We start from the raw sequence: 16,387 nt of genomic DNA, 5'->3' as shown, positions 1-16,387 counted from the left end.
GCGTGGCGACCGGTCCTCACACGGGACCACGCGGTCGTGGCGGAGAGGGGTGTTCCGGCCAAGTGCAGCAAACGCTTGCGCCGGCGAACGGGAGTCCCGACCGCTGGACGTACGCCTCGTCATCGAGTCCAGTGGACGATGTCGCGGAAGCGGGCTTCTCGTGAAATACGGGGTGCAGGGCCTCGGCAGTCGACCGTCGGGACGGGGTGCCTCGGGCGGGCCGCGTACCCCGACAAGCGACAGCTTGCCCAGGCCGCCCTGCACCGTCGCCTTGACCTCCGAGACGACGATCGCCGGCTCCGGGTACGGACTTACGCCTCGTTCGGCGCGACGTCGTAGCCCGAACTCCGCCGCGTACGCCACGGTCGGCGTCGCATACCAGGCGGTCCCCTCCGGGCACTCGCCCTTCGGCGTGAACTGGCCGGCCAGCGCACTGGCGTCCACGACCAGGTGCCGCAGGGTGCACCCGCCTGCCGTCGGCGTCGGGCTCGGAGGCGCGGGTCGGCGGGTGGGAGGCGGTCACCAGCTCCAGGGCTGCATCCGGGGTCCACGCGCGCGGCAGGCCGGGGGCCTCCATGCCTCGGTCGTCCTGACAGCCGGCGCACTGTCGCGTCACGCGGCCAGTCGCGCTGATCGCCGCGGCCGGCGCCCTTCGGTGTCGTGGTGGATCGGTGTGTGCGAGCCACTCAGGGGGAGGCCTGTTCCGCCGTGGCGGGTGGCGAGTATCTCGGCGGCGATGGACAGGGCGGTCTCCTCGGGGGTACGGGCGCCGAGGTCAAGGCCGATGGGTGAGTGCAGGCGGGTGAGTTCGGCTTCGGTGAGACCGGTTTCGCGGAGTCTGTGGTCGCGGTCCTGGTGGGTGCGGCGTGAGCCCATCGCGCCGATGTAGGCGGCCGGCAGGCGCAGGGCCGCTTCCAGGAGGGGTACGTCGAACTTGGCGTCGTGGGTGAGGACGCAGATCACCGTGCGGTCGTCGGTCGGGGTGTGTTGCAGGTAGCGGTGGGGCCAGTCGACCACGATGTCGTCGGCCTCGGGGAAGCGGGTCCGGGTGGCGAAGACGGGGCGGGCGTCGCACACGGTGACGTGGTAGCCGAGGAACTTGCCCACGCGTACGAGGGCGGCGGCGAAGTCGATGGCGCCGAAGACGAGCATGCGCGGCGGCGGCACGCTCGACTCGACGAACACGGTCAGATCCGGCTCGCAGTGGGAGCCGTCCCGCGCGATGTCGAAGGTGCCGGTGCGGCCGGCGTCCAGCAGGGAGCAGGCTTCGTCGACGATGGCCCGGTCCAGGTCGGGGTGTTCGCCCAGTTGACCTTCGTACGAGCCGTCCTGGCGGACTGCCAGCGCCCGCCCGAGCAGCTTTGCCGGGCCGCGGGTTACGCGGGCGAGTGCCACCGCCTCGCCCCGGGCGGCGGCCGACAGTGCCGTCTGCAATGTCTTCCTGCCGGGCGCGTCGGCGGGCACCGGGCTGATCAGGATGTCGAGGACGCCGCCGCAGGTCAGGCCGACGGCGAAGGCGTCCTCGTCGCTGTAGCCGAACCGCTCACGCACCGTCTCGCCGTCGGCGAGCGCCTGGGTGCACAGGTCGTACACCGCGCCCTCGACACAGCCGCCGGACACCGAGCCGATGGCCGTGCCGTCGGCGTCGACGGCGAGCGCGGCGCCCGGCCCGCGCGGCGCGCTGCCGCTGACGGCCACGACAGTGGCCACGGCGAACTCCCGTCCCTCATCGAGCCACCGGTTCAGCTCGCCAGCGATGTCCAGCACGTGCATGCCTTTCTTGCCGTAGGACGGATCGAACGGCCGTCGTCTCAGAGCAGCTTGTCCAGCGTGATCGGCAGATCCCGGATCCGCTTGCCGGTCGCGTGGTAGACGGCGTTCGCGATCGCGGCCGCCACGCCGGTCGTGCCGACCTCACCCAGGCCGATGATGCCCAGGGGCATCGTCTTGTCCGGTTCGTCGAGCCAGGCAACGTCGATCGGGGGGATGTCGGCGTGCACGGGAACGTAGTAGGAGTCGAGGCCGGCGCTCATGGTGCGCCCGTTGCGGGGGTCGACCAAGGTCTGCTCCGACAGCGCCATGCCGATGCCCATGACCACCGCCCCGCGGAGCTGGCTGGCCGCGGTCTTGGGGTTGATGATGCGACCGACGTCGAACATGCCGAGCCAGCGTGAGATCCGCAGTTCGCCGGTGGCGGCGTTCACCCGCACCTCGCAGAACTGCGCGCCGCGGGCGGCCTTGGACCAGCGCTGGTCCCTCAGGAAGGTCGACAGGAAACGGCCCTGGCTGCCCAGCGCACCCAGCCGGGTGGCCGACCCGACCGAGGCCTCGATGAACGGGCGCCCCGCCGCGCGCAGGGCGGCCGACGGTTCCTGGCCGGTCGTGCCCGTACGCCGGGCCAGCGCACTCACCTTGCGGGTCAGCTCGGCGCACGCCGCGAGGACGCTGGTGGCCACCGTCGCCGTCTGGTTCGAGTTGCCGGCCATCGGGCCGGACGGCAGAGCCGAATCGCCGTACTCGACGCGAACCTCCTCGTACGCGATGCCGAGCGCGTCCGCAGCGATCTGTGCCTGGACGGTCGCGGCGCCCATGCCCATCTCATGGAAACCGCACTGCACGAGCGCGCTGCCGTCGTCACTCAGCCGCACCCTGACGTCGGCGACCAGACGCAGGACCGGGTGGTAGGCGGTGGCCGTGCCCATGCCGACGAGCCACTCGCCGTCCCGCATGGAGCGGGGTTCTGGGTCGCGGTCCGCCCAGCCGAAGCGTTCGGCGCCTGCCTCGAAGGCTTCACGCTGCATGCGCTGGGAGAACCTCTTGCCGCCCGTCGGATCCGTTGTCGGCTCGTTGCGCAGCCGCAGGGCGATCGGGTCCATGGACAATTCATAGGCGAGTTCGTCCATCGCCGATTCCAGTACGAAGCTGCCGATCGCCTCCCCCGGGGCGCGCAGCCAGGTGTTGGGCACCAGGTCCATCGGGACGAGGTTCTGCCGGGTCAGCATGTTCTGGGCGCCGTAGAGGTGCCGGGCCGGAGAGCTGGTCGCCTCGAGCAGGCCCCCGGCCGAGCCGGTGCGGGTGACGCTGTCCTGGATCAGCGAGGTGAGCCGGCCGTCGCGGGTCGCGCCGAGCGCGATCCGGTTGGTCGAGGCGGTACGCCCACCCGTGGTGCGGCTGACTGCCGTACGGCTCAGCGCCAGGCGCACGGGCCGCCCGACCGCTCTGGCCGCCATCGCCGCGATGACCGTGCCGGGCCAGACGGCGAACTTCCCGCCGAAGCCGCCCCCCACGTACTCGGCGTGGACGCGGACGTGGGACGCCGGCACACCGAACCGCCAGGCCAGGTAATGGCCGGTCTGGTTGATGGACTGCGTGGTGTCGTGCACGGTGAGGTGGTCACCGTCCCAGACGGCGACCGTCGCGTGCGGCTCGATCGCGTTGTGCTGCAGGCCGGGCGTGGTGTAGCGCAGGTCGACCGACGCCTCCGCAGCGGCCAAGGCCGCCTCGGCGTCGCCCTTCTTCTTCAGGCCGGCGAAGGTGAGGTCGCCCTTCGCCGGGGTGGCATTGGTTTGCTCGACGGCGAAGTCCACGCGCGCGGGCAGCAGGTCGTAGGTCACCTCGACGAGCGGGGCGGCCTCGTTCGCCGCGGCCGAGGTCTCCGCGACCACGACGGCGATCGGCTGGCCGTCCCAGAAGACCTGATCGGTGTTGAGATAGTCGAGGCTGGTCCCCGACACGCTCGGCCCCAGGTCCCGCACGATGTTGGCTTTGCGTTCCGGGCGGATCCTCGGCGCGTTGAGATGGGTGAGGACCTCCACGACGCCGGGCACCGCAGCCGCCGCGGTCGTGTCGATGCCGGTGATCGTGCCACGGGCGACGGTGGAATGGACCAGCGTCGCGTAGGTGAGGTTCGGGTAGTGGTGCTCGGCGGAGAACCGCACGGCCCCGGTCACCTTCGCGTGACCGTCCCGGCGGTCCACCGGTCGGCCGACCGCGCCCCCGACGGGTACGGAGGCGTCCGCGCTGGGCTCGGAGCCTGTCCAGGTGTGTGTGGTCACGATGCGCTCCGCTCGGCGTTGAGTGTCCGCAGCACGGCCACGACCGACCGCCGGGCCAGGTCGATCTTGAAGGCGTTGCCGGACTGGGGCAGGGCGGGGGCGAGTTCCGCGGCGGCAGCCCTGGCGAAGTTCTCGTCAGTGGCTTCGGCGCCGACCAGCAGCTCTTCCGCGACGCGCGCCCGCCAGGGTTTGGTGGCGACGCCGCCGAGTGCGAGCCGTACGTCGGTGACCACGCCGTCCTGGACGGCCAGCGCGGCGGCGACGGAGACGAGGGCGAACGCGTAGGAGGCGCGGTCGCGGACCTTGCGGTAGCGCGAGTGCGCCGCGACCGGCACCGTCGGCAGCTCGACGGCCGTGATCAGCTCGTCGGGGGCCAGCACCGACTCGACGTGCGGGGTCTCGCCGGGCAGCGTGTGGAAGTCGGCGACCGGGATCCGCCGTACTCCGCGCACGCTCTCGACCTCCACGACGGCGTCGAGCAGCACCAGCGCGACCGCCATGTCCGAGGGGTGCGTGGCGATGCAGTGCTCGCTCGTGCCCAGGACCGCGCTGCCACGGGAGAACCCGCCGATCGCGTCGCAACCGGTGCCCGGCGCGCGTTTGTTGCACGCGGACGCCTCGTCGTAGAAGTACATGCAGCGGGTACGCTGCAGCAGATTGCCGCCCACCGTCGCCATGTTCCGCAGCTGGGCCGAGGCCCCGAGGAGGATCGCCTTGGCCAGGACCGGGTAGCGGGTGCGGACGAGGGGGTCCGCGGCGAGCCGGCTGTTGGTCACCAGTGCGCCGACGCGGATTCCTCCGTCCGGCAGTTCCTCGATGCCGGTCAGGGGCAGGCGGGTGATGTCGACGACCGTCGCCGGGTGTTCGATGCCCTCCCGCATGAGGTCGACGAGGTTCGTGCCGCCCGCGAGGAACTTCACGCCGTCGCTACCTGCGACCGTACGCAGCGCCGTGCCCACATCTGTTGCACTGGCGTAGGAGAACGACTTCACTTCGCGACCTCCCTGATCGCCGAGACGATGCCGTTGTAGGCGCCGCAACGGCACAGGTTGCCGCTCATCCGCTCCCGGATCTCCGCTTCGTCCAACTCCCCGCCACCGTCGGCGAGATGCTCGGTCGCCGCGCTGGGCGCGCCCTCCTTGTGCTCGGCAAGCATCCCGATCGCCGAACAGATCTGACCCGGCGTGCAGTACCCGCACTGGAATCCGTCGGTGCGGACGAACGCCTCCTGCAGCGGGTGGTCGACCCCTTCGATCGTCGTGATCTCACGGCCCTCGTACTGCACCGCCAGCGCCAGGCACGAGTTGATCCGCCGCCCGTCGGCCAGCACCGTGCACGCACCGCACGCGCCCTGGTCGCAGCCCTTCTTGGTGCCGGTCAGGCCCAGGTACTCGCGCAGCGCGTCGAGCAGACTCACCTGTGGTGAGACGTCCAGTGTTCGGGCGGATCCGTTGATCCGCAGCTCTATCTCCACCGTGTCATTCCTCCGGTTCACCCGAGGGCTCGTTCTCATGGGGCCGTCAGGCACATGGGCCAGGACAGAGGGACTCCACTCCGCGGACTGAGGAACCGCCGAGGGGGAACCGGATCACGCAAATATGTTCATGATCTAAGACAGCAACGTAGCAGTTCATTGATTTAAACGCATCACTCCTGTCGCGATTTTACATTTCCACGCAACAACATTGATGCAAATCGGCACAAATACGCAGGCCAGGCGTATGGTCTTCGATGCATCACGAATCAACAACGGGAGTGGATAGGTCATGGGTCGACCCCTGCGGGCCGATGCCGCGCGCAGTGTGCGCGCGATTCTGGAAGCGGCCGAGCAGGTACTCGCCGAAGACCCCGGGGCCTCCATGGAGCAGATCGCCGAGCGGGCGGGCGTAGCCAGAACGACCGTCCATCGGCGGTTCGCCAACCGCCAAGCACTCATCGAAGCACTCGCCGCCTCGGCGAAGCGGCAACTCATGGAGTCCGTCGAGGACGCCCACATGGACACCGCCCCACCGCTCGTGGCACTGCACCGCGTCACGGCGAACGTTCTGCGCATCAAGAGTGTCTGGCGGTTCACCCTCGGCCACCCCCTCGCCGACACCCCCCTCACCGAGGCGATCTGGTCCGAGGTCAACGTCGGCGCCCTGGATTTCTTCGCCCGAGCCCAGCACGAAGGGTTCCTCGCCCCCGACACGGACCTCATGTGGGCGCGGCGGGTCTATTACGCCCTCATCGACGAGGCCCAGCACGGGGGCGGCGCGGATCTCGCCCCGGACCAGGTCCGGCAGAACGCGGACGCACTGGCCACACTCGTCGTCGACACGCTTCTGCGCGGCGTGGGGCCCCGCGGCTGAACCGCCCGGCCGGCGGCCCCGTCTCGCTTTGCCCTCCGCCGCTTCCGGAACGATCGTGGAGACGACAGCCGGACATGGCCCATACCGTCGAGTCCGTGACCATTGCGGTGACGGACGGGGCCGCACGGGTGGCCCGCCCGGCGCGCCAAGAAGGCCCGCCTCGGAACTGAGCGGGATCAGGCCGGATCGACGAAAATGTCGAGCGCGAGCTCGCCCTCAAGGCCGGCCGGGCTGTAGACCGACAGGTCGGTGACGCCTTCGTCCGACAGGACCTCGTCGTCGATGAACAGGTTGCCGGTGCACTTGTGCGCGTCACGCGTGAGGACGGCGTACGCGGCGTCAGCCATGATCTGGGGACTGCGGGCCTGTGCGGCGCCGCCGACCACGTTGCGTACGGCGGCGGTGTCGATCAGGGTCCGAGGCCACAGCGAGTTGGCGGCGATGCCGTCGGCGGCGAGTTCCTCGGCGAACCCGATGGTGCACAGGCTCATCCCGTACTTCGACAGCGTGTAGCCGAGATGTCTGCCCACCCAGTGCGGCGCCAGGTTCAGCGGCGGCGAGAGGGTGAGGATGTGCGGGTTCTCCGCCCCGCGCAGGTGCGGTATCGCGGCCCTGGTCAGCAGGAACGTGCCACGCGTGTTGATGTCCTGCATCAGGTCGTACCGCTTCATCTCCAGCTGTTCCGACGACGACAGGTCGATCGCGCTGGCGTTGTTCACCACGATGTCGATACCGCCGAAGGCAGAGACCGCGGCATTGACGGCGGTGCGTACGTCGTCCTCGTTGCGGACGTCGCCGACGACGGCCAGCCCCTTGCCGCCCGCGCGTTCGACCTCCTCGACCGCGGTGTGGACCGTGCCTTCGAGCTTCGGGTGCGGTACGGCGGTCTTGGCGAGCATCACGACGTTCGCACCGTCGCGGGCCGCGCACAGGGCGATGGCGAGTCCGATGCCGCGGCTGCCGCCCGACATCAGGACGGTCTTGCCGGCCAGCGTTCGTGTCATGTTCGAACCTCCAAAATCAGTTGGAGAACTAATGATACGCAGTACGAATGATATGGTCCACGCATGACTTCCACTCCCGCACGCCAGAGCGACCGGCTTTACCACGAGCTCCTCGCCCCCGAAGAGACCCGGTCCGTACGCGCCGCCGTGCGCCGGATCGCGGAGAAAGAGGTGGCCCCGCACGCCGCGGCGATCGCGAACGGCGACGAGCGCACGGACGGCTTCCCCCGACAGGTGTTCGACGCGCTCGCCTCGGCGGGGGTCTTCCGGATCCCCTTCCCCGGCGAGGTCGGCGGCGACAATCTGACCCACCCGGCCACCGCCACCGCCGCGGCGATCGAGGAACTGGCCTACTACTCCAGCAGCGTCGCGGCCGTCTTCGATGTGCACTGCATCCTGGCGGGCAACGCCCTGCGGCAGGGCACCGAGGAGCAGCAGCAGCGCTGGCTGCCCAAGGTCGCGCAGGGCTCGGTGGTCGGAGCGTTCGCCACCACCGAGCCGGACGCGTCCAGCGACCTGTCCCCGCAGGCCGTTCGGACCGAGGCCGTACGCACCGAGACCGGCTGGGTGCTGAACGGCCACAAGCGGTGGATCTCCAACTCGCCCGTGGCCGGGTTCGTGGTGGTTCTCGCCCGCACCGGCGAGCGGCTGAGCATGTTCATCGTCGACACAGCGCTACCCGGCGTCCAAGTCGGCCTCGCCGACCGCAAGATGGGAAACCGCGGGCAGCTCACCGCGGACATCCGCTTCACGGACGTACATCTGTCCGACGACGACCTCCTCGGCGGCACCGAGGGGCACGGGCTGCGCCACGCGCTGTCGACACTGACCTACGGCCGGATCGGCATCGCGGCCGCTGGGGTCGGTATGGCCCAGGCGGCCTTCGACCACGCCGTGGCCCACCTGTCGACGCGGCACGCCTTCGGCAAGCCGGTGGCCGCCAACCAGCACTGGCAGTTCCTGCTCGCCGAGCGGGCCACCGAGATCGACAACGCCCGCACCCTCGTCACCAAGGCCGCCCTGCGCCTGGACGCGGGCAACCCGTCTCCGGAGCCCGAGGCCGCGATGGCGAAGTACTACGCCACCAAGCTGTCGGTGGACATGGCGCGCGACGCCGTCCAGGCGTTCGGCGGCCTCGGCTTCGCACGCGAACTGGGTGCCGACGGCAGCGCCGGCCCCGTCGAGGCGATCTACCGGGACAGCAAGATCGGCGAGATCTACGAGGGCACCAACGAGATCCAGAAGTGGGTCATCGCCCGGCAGATCTTCGGCCGGACCATCGTCGGCTGACGGCTCGCTCCGGGCGGTGTCCCGCACTGCGAGCCGCCTGGTCAACCGCTATTCACTGACCGATCTTCGTTAGCCACTCTTCGCTGCGCACCACGGTCGTTGCCCCGGTTCGGCCACCCCAGGCCTTCTCGTACGATGGACCCAGACCATACGTAGGGCTAACCATGGGCGGGATAAACGATGTCCGAGGCTCCGCTGGTACCGGGGACAGTGGCCGAACACACCATCTGTCTGCTGGTCAAGCTCGGGCAGGTGGCGTTCAGGATCGCCGAGGTCGGCATCGGCGGTACGGGCCTGCGCGTGCGCCACTACAGCGTTCTGCAGGCCCTGGCGGACAACGGGGCCATGCCGCAGCTGGCGCTCGGCTCGTTTCTGCGCATCGACCCGGCGACGATGGTGACGAGCTTGGACGACCTCGAGCGGGCCGGATACGCCGCGCGGACACGCGATCCACAGGACCGGCGTCGCTACGCCGTCGACATCACCGACGACGGACGCAAGGTCCTGGCCGATCTCAACCGCACGCTCGTCGGCCTCGACAGTGAAACCCTCGCCGACCTGGGCACCACTGAACAGCACTCGCTGCACGCCCTGCTGTGCAGCCTCGCCGAGAGTCCCGCTCTCACGGCCATGTTCGACGCCGTGCGCGAGCAGAGCGGCGCGAAGAGGGCTTGACAGCGGGATGGACTTCCCGGTCCGGGGCGCTGGGCAGGCGCCCCGGACGAACGCGGATCAGACGGCGGGGACGATGCCGCTCTCTTCGATGACGATCTTCTTGGCGGTCGCGCCGGAGCGGTTGCCGAGCGCCTCGATCGCCTTGACGATGTCCGCGCCTTCGACGACCTCTCCGAAGACGACGTGCTTGCCGTCGAGCCACGGGGTCACCACGGTGGTGATGAAGAACTGCGAGCCGTTGGAGTTCGGACCCGCGTTGGCCATGCTCAGCAGGAACGGCCGGTCGTGCTTGAGCTGGAAGTTCTCGTCGGCGAACTTCGTACCGTAGATGCTCTTGCCACCCGTGCCGTTGCCGTTGGTGAAGTCACCACCCTGCAGCATGAACTCGGGGATGACGCGGTGGAAGGGGGCGCCCTTGTAGCCGAAGCCGTTCTGGCCGGTGGCCAGCTCGCGGAAGTTACGGGCGGTCTTCGGTACGACATCGTCGAAGAGACGGAAGACGATGCGCCCGAGGTCCTCACCGTTGGCGGAAACCTGGAAGTAGACGTTCTCACTCATGGCACTGATTCTCCATGATGCCCGCGGGCGCGTGGAACGCGGCGTCACCTCTCCCGCCCCCGGCGCACCGCCGGCCCCATGGACAGCACGGGGCCACCGGCGGTTTCGCGCGAGGGGGGCGCTCACATCTCCCTCACAACTTCCCGTACAACCTTTGCCAGGTGTGGCGGAGATCACGAAAGATGCGGAGGGGTTGCCGGAGTATGCACGGTTTTCCGCACTCGACCTCGCAAGGACTTCATGTTGGTATGGCAAAGCGGTGACGATCACCGGGACCGGGGACCTCGCGCTTCGAGGGGTAAGAAAGCTCTCCTCCAAGGGAGTTGGGGCACAGCTGGTAGAGCGATGCCGGCATCGCATTCATGTGCACCCGCATCGGAGCCCGGTGATGACATCCCGCGTTCAGCAACCAACTGGGGGATCAATGAAGGAAACAGCAGAACGCAGTCGTCTCCGGTGGCGCGTCGCAGCCGGGTCGGGCTCCTTTTCCAGACGCCCGCGTCTGTCCGTGCTGGCCGCTACCCTGCTCGCGGCCCCCGTCGTACTGAGCACCGTTCCGGCGACGGCCGTGTCCGGCTCCGCGCCCACGGTCATCGGGGCCGACGCGCCGACGCAACTGAACTACGTCGCGAAGATCAACGTCGGGGAGCAGGCCGCCTGTACCGGCACCCTCGTCCATCCGCAGTGGGTCCTGACCGCGGCCACCTGCTTCGCCGCGGACGGCAGACCCCCCGCAGGCAAACCTGCCGTCAACACCACCGTCACCGTCGGACGTACCGACCTGACCCAGACCAGCGGCAGTGTCCTGTCGGCCATCCGGCTCGTCCCGCACGCCGACCGCGACCTCGTTCTGGTCAAACTCGCCGCCAGGGTCACCGATCCGAGCATCGCGCCCGTCCGGTTGGCGACCACGCCCGCCGCAGCGGGAGAGCAGCTGGTGAAGGCCGGGTTCGGGCGTACCAGGACCGAATGGGTGCCCGACAAGCTCCACAGCGGCACGTTCACCGTCGCCTCCACCACGGACACGGCAGTGAACCTCAACGGTTCCGACACCGCGACCGTCTGCAAGGGCGACGCCGGTGGTCCCGCCCTTCGCACCGTCAACGGCATCACGGAACTCGTCTCCGTCAACTCCCGCTCCTGGCAAGGGGGATGTCTCGGCAACGATCCCGCGGAGACCCGTACCGGTGCCGTCGACACCCGGGTCGACGACATCCGCGACTGGGTCGACCACGCCGTCTCCCGCAACCCGGACGACCTCACCGGTGACGGCAAGGCCGACGTCGCGGCCGCCAGGGACGACGGCATCCTGTGGATCTACCCCGGCACCGGAAACGCGAGCGGCAGCACGCTCGGCCCCCGTTTTCAGGCGGGCACCGGTTGGCAGAGCCAGGACGCCGTCACCATCGGGGACGTCAACAACGACGGTTTCGGTGACCTGTTGTCCCGTCAGGCATCGGACGGCACACTCTGGGTCTACCCCGGCACCGGGAAGCCCGGCATGGAAGCCTTCGTCACCCGCTACCAGGTCGGCAGGAGCTGGCTGACCCAGGACATCACCCGCACCGGGGACTTCAACAGTGACGGGCTCACCGACGTACTGACCCGGCAGGCATCCGACGGCACGCTGTGGGTCTACCCCGGCACCGGGAAACCCGGCATGGAGACCCTCGGTACCCGCTACCAGGTCGGCACCGGCTGGAAGAGCCAGGACATCATCACCACCGGGGACCTCAACAACGACGGCCGCCCTGATGTGCTGTCCCGTCAGGCATCCGACGGCACGCTGTGGGTCTACCCCAACACCGGGAAGCCCGGCATCGAGACCCTCGGCACCCGCTACCAGGTCGGCAGGAGCTGGCTGACCCAGAACGCTGTCCGCACAGGGGACTTCAACAGTGACGGGCGCACCGACGTGCTGTCCCGTCAGGCGTCCGACGGCACGCTGTGGGTCTACCCCGGCACCGGGAAACCCGGCATCGAGACCCTCGGCACCCGCTACCAGGCCGGTACCGGCTGGGGCCCCTACCGCATCTTCTGAGCGGCGGCGGGAAGCGTCTCGGATCCGTCCCCGCACCCCCGAGAGAGGGTGCGGGGAAGCTCCCTGAACCATCAGCGGTGACCGGCTCGGATCAGTACCGGCGCCCGAGAGCCACCCCTCGGACCTGGCGACGACTACGCGTTCGCGTGGGGCGGCGACCAGTCCGCCCCACCTACCGTGAGCTGCGGCGGGGCCCGATTCACATGGCCTCCACGAAGGGACACGGAGGTTTTCATGAACCGCGACGACGCCGCACCCCCGGCCACTGCCTCGACTCCTGTGCTGTTCATCCACGGCCTGTGGCTCCACGCCACGTCCTGGACACCATGGATCGAACTCTTCAGCGACCGCGGCTACGACGCCACGGCGCCGGGCTGGCCCGGTGATCCGGACACCGTCGAAGAGGCCCGGGCGCATCCCGAGCGGCTCGCCGACCACGGCATCGAAGACGTCGTCGAGCACTACGCGGCGATCGTCCGCGGCCTCGGCGCCAAGCCGATCCTTATCGGGCATTCGTTCGGCGGCATGATCGCGCAGAAGCTGCTGGGCCAGGATCTGGCCGTCGCCGCGGTGGCGATCGACGCCGCGCAGATCAAGGGCGTACTGCCCTTGCCGCTGTCGACGCTGCGGGCCACCCTGCCGGTGTTCAGGAACGCCGCCAACAGGCACCGGGCGGTCTCGCTGACCAGCGAGCAGTTCCGCTACGCGTTCGGAAACGCCGTGTCCGAAGAGGAGTCCCTGCGACTTTACGAGCGGTGGACCGTCCCGGCGCCCGGCAAGCCCCTCTTCGAGGCCGCCGCCGCCAACTTCAACCCCCATTCGCCGGCGAAGGTGGCCACCGGCAACGCCTCGCGAGGTCCGCTGCTGCTGATCTCGGGCGGTCAGGACCACACCGTGCCGGAAGCCGTCACCCTGGCGACGCTCAAGCAGTACCGCCATTCCGACGCGATCACCGAGATTCTTCGATTCCCGGACCGGGCTCACTCGCTGACCATCGACAGCGGCTGGCGCGATGTCGCCGACAGCGTTCTGGCCTGGCTCGGCAAGCAGTCCCTCTGACCCGGCAGAGGGCAGAGGGCAGACCGGGACGGGAGAGGGTGAACGGCGTCACGCGCCGTACCTCACCGTCGGCGCCGAGACCTCCCTGCTGCCCCTCCTTTTCACACCCCCTTCTCCACGAGGAGTTCCTCCATGTCCGAAGTTCCGGCCTCCGCCATGTCCGAGCCCTCCGCGGTCACGTCCGTGGCCCCGAGCCGGGGGCGTAGGCGCAGAGTTCCCGTAGGCCTGGCGGCTCTTGCCCTGCTGATCGTGACCGGTTCGCAGGCCGCGTCCGCCGCGTCGTCGCCGGCCGCGTCCATTTCACCCACGTCCACGTCGGCCGAGGACCGTCACGGGGCGAAGCCGACCGTGGTTCTGGTGCACGGCGCGTTCGCCGACTCGTCGAGCTGGAACAAGGTCGTCGCCAAACTCCAGCGAGCGGGTTACCCGGTGATCGCCGCGGCGAACCCGTTGCGCGACCTGAGCGGCGACTCCGCCTACGTCTCCAGCATCGTGTCCACGATTCCTGGACCGGTCGTCCTGGTCGGACACTCCTACGGCGGCGAGGTCATCTCGAACGCCGCGATCGGTCACTCCAACGTCCAGGCGATGGTCTTCGTCGCCGGATTCGCTCCAGAGCAGGGCGAGTCGGGCCTCGACCTGACCGGCAGGTACCCGGGCAGTCTGCTGCCCGAGAGTCTGCTCACCCGGGCCTTTCCGCTGGCCGGCGGCGGCACCGGCACGGACGCCTACATCGATGCCCGTAAGTTCCATACAGCCTTCGCCGCCGATCTGCCCGCCCGGGACACCGCGCTGATGGCCGCCACGCAGCGTCCCGCGAGCCTGGCCGCCCTCGGTGAACCCAGTGGCCCGCCCGCCTGGAAGACGCTGCCCTCCTGGTACCTGGTCGCCGGTGCCGACAAGGCCATCCCGGCCGCCGCCCAGCGATTCATGGCCACCCGCGCGAAGTCCCACACCGTCGAGGTCAAGGGCGCCTCGCACGTGGTCATGCTCTCGCACCCGGACGTCACCACCGACCTCATCGTCACCGCGGCCCGCTCCACCAGCCGCTGAGCCCCCCACGTACTCCGACTCCTCGCTCGGAAAGGCGACTTCCATGACACTCGAATCCTCGGACGCGGTCACCCCTGAGCGACGCCTGTTTCTCCAACGGATGGCGCTCGCGGCGGCGTTGCCCACTACCGCCGCCGTCCTCGGTACGGCGTTACCCGGCGTCGCGGCGGCGGCCGAGCCGAGAGGCCTTCCCGACTACGCGGCGATCCCCGCGACCTCGGTCGGCCCCAAGACGAACGCGGACGGCTACTTTGTGGGCCGGATCAAGGGCAACCTGTACTGGGTCACCGACTCCTTCTACCAGGCCATGTTCCTGACCACGCGCGACGGCGTCGTCCTGGTCGACGCGCCGCCCACGATCGGGCACAACCTGCTGCGGGCCATCGAGGAGGTCACCAGGGCGAACGGACTGCCGGCGAAGGTGACCCACCTGGTCTACTCGCACTCCCACGCCGACCACATCGGGGCCTCGTCCATCTTCGGCAGGGACGTGGTGCGCATCGGGCACACCGAGACGCGGCGCCTGCTGCGCATCGCCGCCGACCCCAACCGGCCCGCGCCCTCGGAGACCTTCGACGACCGCTACGTCCTGCGGGTGGGCGGCGAAGTGCTCGAACTCGCCCACCACGGTCCGAACCACTCCCCCGACAACATCTTCGTCCACGCGCCCCGGCAGGCCACTCTCATGGTCGTGGACGTGCTCTACCCCGGCTGGGTCCCGTTCAAGGGACTCGCGGTGTCCCAGGACATTCCCGCGTGGATCAAGGCGCAGGACATCGCCATGGAGTACCCGTGGCGGACTCTCGTCGGCGGACATCTCGGCCGCCTCGGCGTTCGTGCCGACGGTGATCTCCAGAAGCGGTACGTCGCCGATCTCGAAGCCGGCACCCGTGCCGCGATGGCCTCGGTGGACCCGACGCCCTTCTTCGAGAAGTACAGACCCTCGGGAAACTCCTGGGCCGTTTTCAAGACGTATCTCGACGCGGTGGCCGAGCGGGCAGCGGCTCCTGTCATGGCCAAGTACGCCGGTGTGCTCGCCGCCGTGGACGTGTTCACCCCCGACAACGCCTTCGCGATGCTCGAGTCGCTGCGCATCGACGCCGGGGAGCTCGGCCCCTTCAGCACCCACCCGTAGCCCGTAGTCCGTAGCCCATAGCCCGTAGCCGTCAGGCCCGGATTCCACTGTCCGCTGTCCGGCTGACAGTTGTCCCCGCAGATGAGGAGATCCCTTGAGAAGAGCCCTGCTGTCCATGTCGGCCTCCGCGACCGCCGTCGCCGCCGCCACGGCTCTCACCGTGTTCGTCGGCAACCCGGGCCCCGCCGAACCGGTCGTCAACTCGGCGACGGACCACCCCGCACCCACCGGCGAACGCCTTCCTGCCGATTTCACCGAACGCAGACTCAAGGTCGGTGACGTCAACATCAACTTCGTCGAGGGCGGCCGGGGCAAAACCCTCGTCCTGCTGCACGGCTACCCCCAGACCTGGCACGAGTGGCGCGCCCAACTGCCCGAACTGGCCAAGCACTACCGCGTCATCGCGCCGGACCTGCGCGGCGCCGGCCGGAGCGACGCGCCCGCCACCGGCTACGACAAGAAAACCCTCGCGGCCGACATCCACGGTCTGCTGACCCGACTGGGCCGGGACAAGGACGTACGGATCGTCGGCCACGACATCGGCACGATGGTCGCGTACGCGTACGCCGCCGCGCACCCGCGCGACGTCCGGAAGCTCGTCCTGAGCGAGGCCCCCATCCCCGACAAGAGCCTTTACCGCTTCCCTTCCCTGACCTCCCAAGGGCCGGGCTTCTGGAACTTCGGCTTCTTCTCCGTGGAGAACGGCCTGCCGGAACAGGCCGTCGACGGCCGCGAGACCCAGTGGGTCGAGGGCTTCACGGACCTGCTCGAGTACAACAAGGCCGGAATCACCCACGAGGACGCCACCCTCTACGGCAACTACCTCAAGGACGACGCCCATCTGCGCGCCAGCTTCGAGTGGTTCAGAACCCTCGACCAGGACGTGGCCGACAACAGGATCAACGGGCGGACGAAACTCACCATGCCGGTACTCGCCATCGGAGCCAGTCACAGTCTCGGCGAGGCCGTCCCCGACCAGGTGCGCAAGTACGCCACCCACGTCACGGAAAAGGTGATCGAGAACTCCGGCCACTGGATCTACGAGGAACGGCCCACCGAACTCACCGACGTCCTCCTCACCTTCCTCGCCGACTAGACCCGGGGGCCGGGGGCCGGAAGGAGACAACTGCCCTGCCCAGTACGTGTCTCACTCGATACGGTGAGGT

The 16,387-nt window shown here is 69.2% G+C and carries 14 protein-coding genes and 1 pseudogene; 8 read left to right on the top strand and 7 right to left on the bottom strand.

All coding sequences use genetic code 11. The annotated features are described in order from the left end of the window. Positions 1–183: 183 nt before the first annotated feature. The 5 genes and pseudogenes from PV396_RS45265 to PV396_RS41490 all read right to left on the bottom strand — a co-directional run. Positions 184–444: pseudogene (locus PV396_RS45265) on the bottom strand (transcriptional regulator); the annotation flags it as partial. A gap of 168 nt (positions 445–612) precedes the next feature. Beyond that, entirely contained in the window at positions 613–1,767 is a 1,155-nt protein-coding gene (locus PV396_RS41505; RefSeq protein ID WP_319213543.1) for an XdhC/CoxI family protein, read from the bottom strand. Between the two features lie 44 nt (positions 1,768–1,811). Further along, on the bottom strand, positions 1,812–4,055 hold the full coding sequence (locus PV396_RS41500) for a xanthine dehydrogenase family protein molybdopterin-binding subunit (RefSeq protein ID WP_319213542.1): 2,244 nt from the start codon (positions 4,053–4,055) through the stop codon (positions 1,812–1,814). After that, a complete protein-coding gene (locus tag PV396_RS41495) occupies positions 4,052–5,047 on the bottom strand; it encodes a xanthine dehydrogenase family protein subunit M (RefSeq protein ID WP_319213541.1) in 996 nt (331 codons plus the stop codon). Before PV396_RS41495 ends, PV396_RS41500 begins: the two co-directional genes overlap by 4 nt. Further along, the gene (locus PV396_RS41490) at positions 5,044–5,568 is read right to left on the bottom strand and encodes a (2Fe-2S)-binding protein (protein WP_319213540.1); all 525 of its coding nucleotides are present in this window, start codon (positions 5,566–5,568) and stop codon (positions 5,044–5,046) included. Before PV396_RS41490 ends, PV396_RS41495 begins: the two co-directional genes overlap by 4 nt. Positions 5,569–5,821: 253 nt before the next feature. Here PV396_RS41490 and PV396_RS41485 point away from each other — a divergent pair, with 253 nt between their 5' ends. Further along, entirely contained in the window at positions 5,822–6,406 is a 585-nt protein-coding gene (locus PV396_RS41485) for a helix-turn-helix domain-containing protein (RefSeq protein ID WP_319213539.1), read from the top strand. Between the two features lie 176 nt (positions 6,407–6,582). On the opposite strand, the gene PV396_RS41480 is transcribed toward PV396_RS41485, so the two are convergent. Next, the gene (locus PV396_RS41480; protein ID WP_319213538.1) at positions 6,583–7,410 is read right to left on the bottom strand and encodes an NAD(P)-dependent oxidoreductase; all 828 of its coding nucleotides are present in this window, start codon (positions 7,408–7,410) and stop codon (positions 6,583–6,585) included. A gap of 63 nt (positions 7,411–7,473) precedes the next feature. Between PV396_RS41480 and PV396_RS41475 the strand changes: the two genes are divergently transcribed. Both PV396_RS41475 and PV396_RS41470 read left to right on the top strand, forming a co-directional pair. Then, complete coding sequence (locus PV396_RS41475; protein WP_319213537.1) at positions 7,474–8,700, top strand: acyl-CoA dehydrogenase family protein; 1,227 nt, start codon at positions 7,474–7,476, stop codon at positions 8,698–8,700. A gap of 180 nt (positions 8,701–8,880) precedes the next feature. Further along, entirely contained in the window at positions 8,881–9,375 is a 495-nt protein-coding gene (locus tag PV396_RS41470; protein ID WP_319213536.1) for a MarR family winged helix-turn-helix transcriptional regulator, read from the top strand. 57 nt (positions 9,376–9,432) lie between these two features. Here PV396_RS41470 and PV396_RS41465 read toward each other — a convergent pair whose 3' ends face one another. Further along, complete coding sequence (locus PV396_RS41465; protein WP_319213535.1) at positions 9,433–9,933, bottom strand: peptidylprolyl isomerase; 501 nt, start codon at positions 9,931–9,933, stop codon at positions 9,433–9,435. A 508-nt stretch (positions 9,934–10,441) separates the two neighbouring features. On the opposite strand from PV396_RS41465, the gene PV396_RS41460 reads away from it, so the two are divergent. The 5 genes from PV396_RS41460 (at position 10,442) to PV396_RS41440 (ending at position 16,317) form a co-directional block, all read left to right on the top strand. Then, positions 10,442–11,974 carry an FG-GAP-like repeat-containing protein gene (locus tag PV396_RS41460; RefSeq protein ID WP_319213534.1) on the top strand — a complete coding sequence of 511 codons (1,533 nt, stop codon included), beginning with the start codon at positions 10,442–10,444 and terminating at the stop codon, positions 11,972–11,974. Between the two features lie 234 nt (positions 11,975–12,208). Beyond that, positions 12,209–13,033 (top strand): alpha/beta hydrolase, encoded by an 825-nt coding sequence (locus PV396_RS41455; RefSeq protein WP_319213533.1) that lies wholly within the window; start codon positions 12,209–12,211, stop codon positions 13,031–13,033. A 132-nt stretch (positions 13,034–13,165) separates the two neighbouring features. Next, the gene (locus PV396_RS41450; RefSeq protein WP_319213532.1) at positions 13,166–14,086 is read left to right on the top strand and encodes an alpha/beta hydrolase; all 921 of its coding nucleotides are present in this window, start codon (positions 13,166–13,168) and stop codon (positions 14,084–14,086) included. A gap of 43 nt (positions 14,087–14,129) precedes the next feature. Then, positions 14,130–15,221 (top strand): MBL fold metallo-hydrolase, encoded by a 1,092-nt coding sequence (locus tag PV396_RS41445; protein ID WP_319213531.1) that lies wholly within the window; start codon positions 14,130–14,132, stop codon positions 15,219–15,221. A gap of 94 nt (positions 15,222–15,315) precedes the next feature. Next, positions 15,316–16,317, top strand: a complete 1,002-nt coding sequence (locus PV396_RS41440) for an alpha/beta hydrolase (RefSeq protein WP_319213530.1) — start codon at positions 15,316–15,318, stop codon at positions 16,315–16,317. Positions 16,318–16,387: the final 70 nt, after the last annotated feature.

This window comes from Streptomyces sp. ME02-8801-2C (assembly GCF_033793965.1).
GTDB lineage: Bacteria > Actinomycetota > Actinomycetes > Streptomycetales > Streptomycetaceae > Streptomyces.
This window is presented reverse-complemented; position numbering and strand designations above follow the sequence as displayed.

Coding starts and splice junctions, on each gene's coding strand:
- PV396_RS41490 (WP_319213540.1), bottom strand. CDS start 5,568: ATGAGAACGAGCCCTCGGGTGAACCGGAGGAATGACACGGTGGAGATA.
- PV396_RS41485 (WP_319213539.1), top strand. CDS start 5,822: ATGGGTCGACCCCTGCGGGCCGATGCCGCGCGCAGTGTGCGCGCGATT.
- PV396_RS41480 (WP_319213538.1), bottom strand. CDS start 7,410: ATGACACGAACGCTGGCCGGCAAGACCGTCCTGATGTCGGGCGGCAGC.
- PV396_RS41475 (WP_319213537.1), top strand. CDS start 7,474: ATGACTTCCACTCCCGCACGCCAGAGCGACCGGCTTTACCACGAGCTC.
- PV396_RS41470 (WP_319213536.1), top strand. CDS start 8,881: ATGTCCGAGGCTCCGCTGGTACCGGGGACAGTGGCCGAACACACCATC.
- PV396_RS41465 (WP_319213535.1), bottom strand. CDS start 9,933: ATGAGTGAGAACGTCTACTTCCAGGTTTCCGCCAACGGTGAGGACCTC.
- PV396_RS41455 (WP_319213533.1), top strand. CDS start 12,209: ATGAACCGCGACGACGCCGCACCCCCGGCCACTGCCTCGACTCCTGTG.
- PV396_RS41450 (WP_319213532.1), top strand. CDS start 13,166: ATGTCCGAAGTTCCGGCCTCCGCCATGTCCGAGCCCTCCGCGGTCACG.
- PV396_RS41445 (WP_319213531.1), top strand. CDS start 14,130: ATGACACTCGAATCCTCGGACGCGGTCACCCCTGAGCGACGCCTGTTT.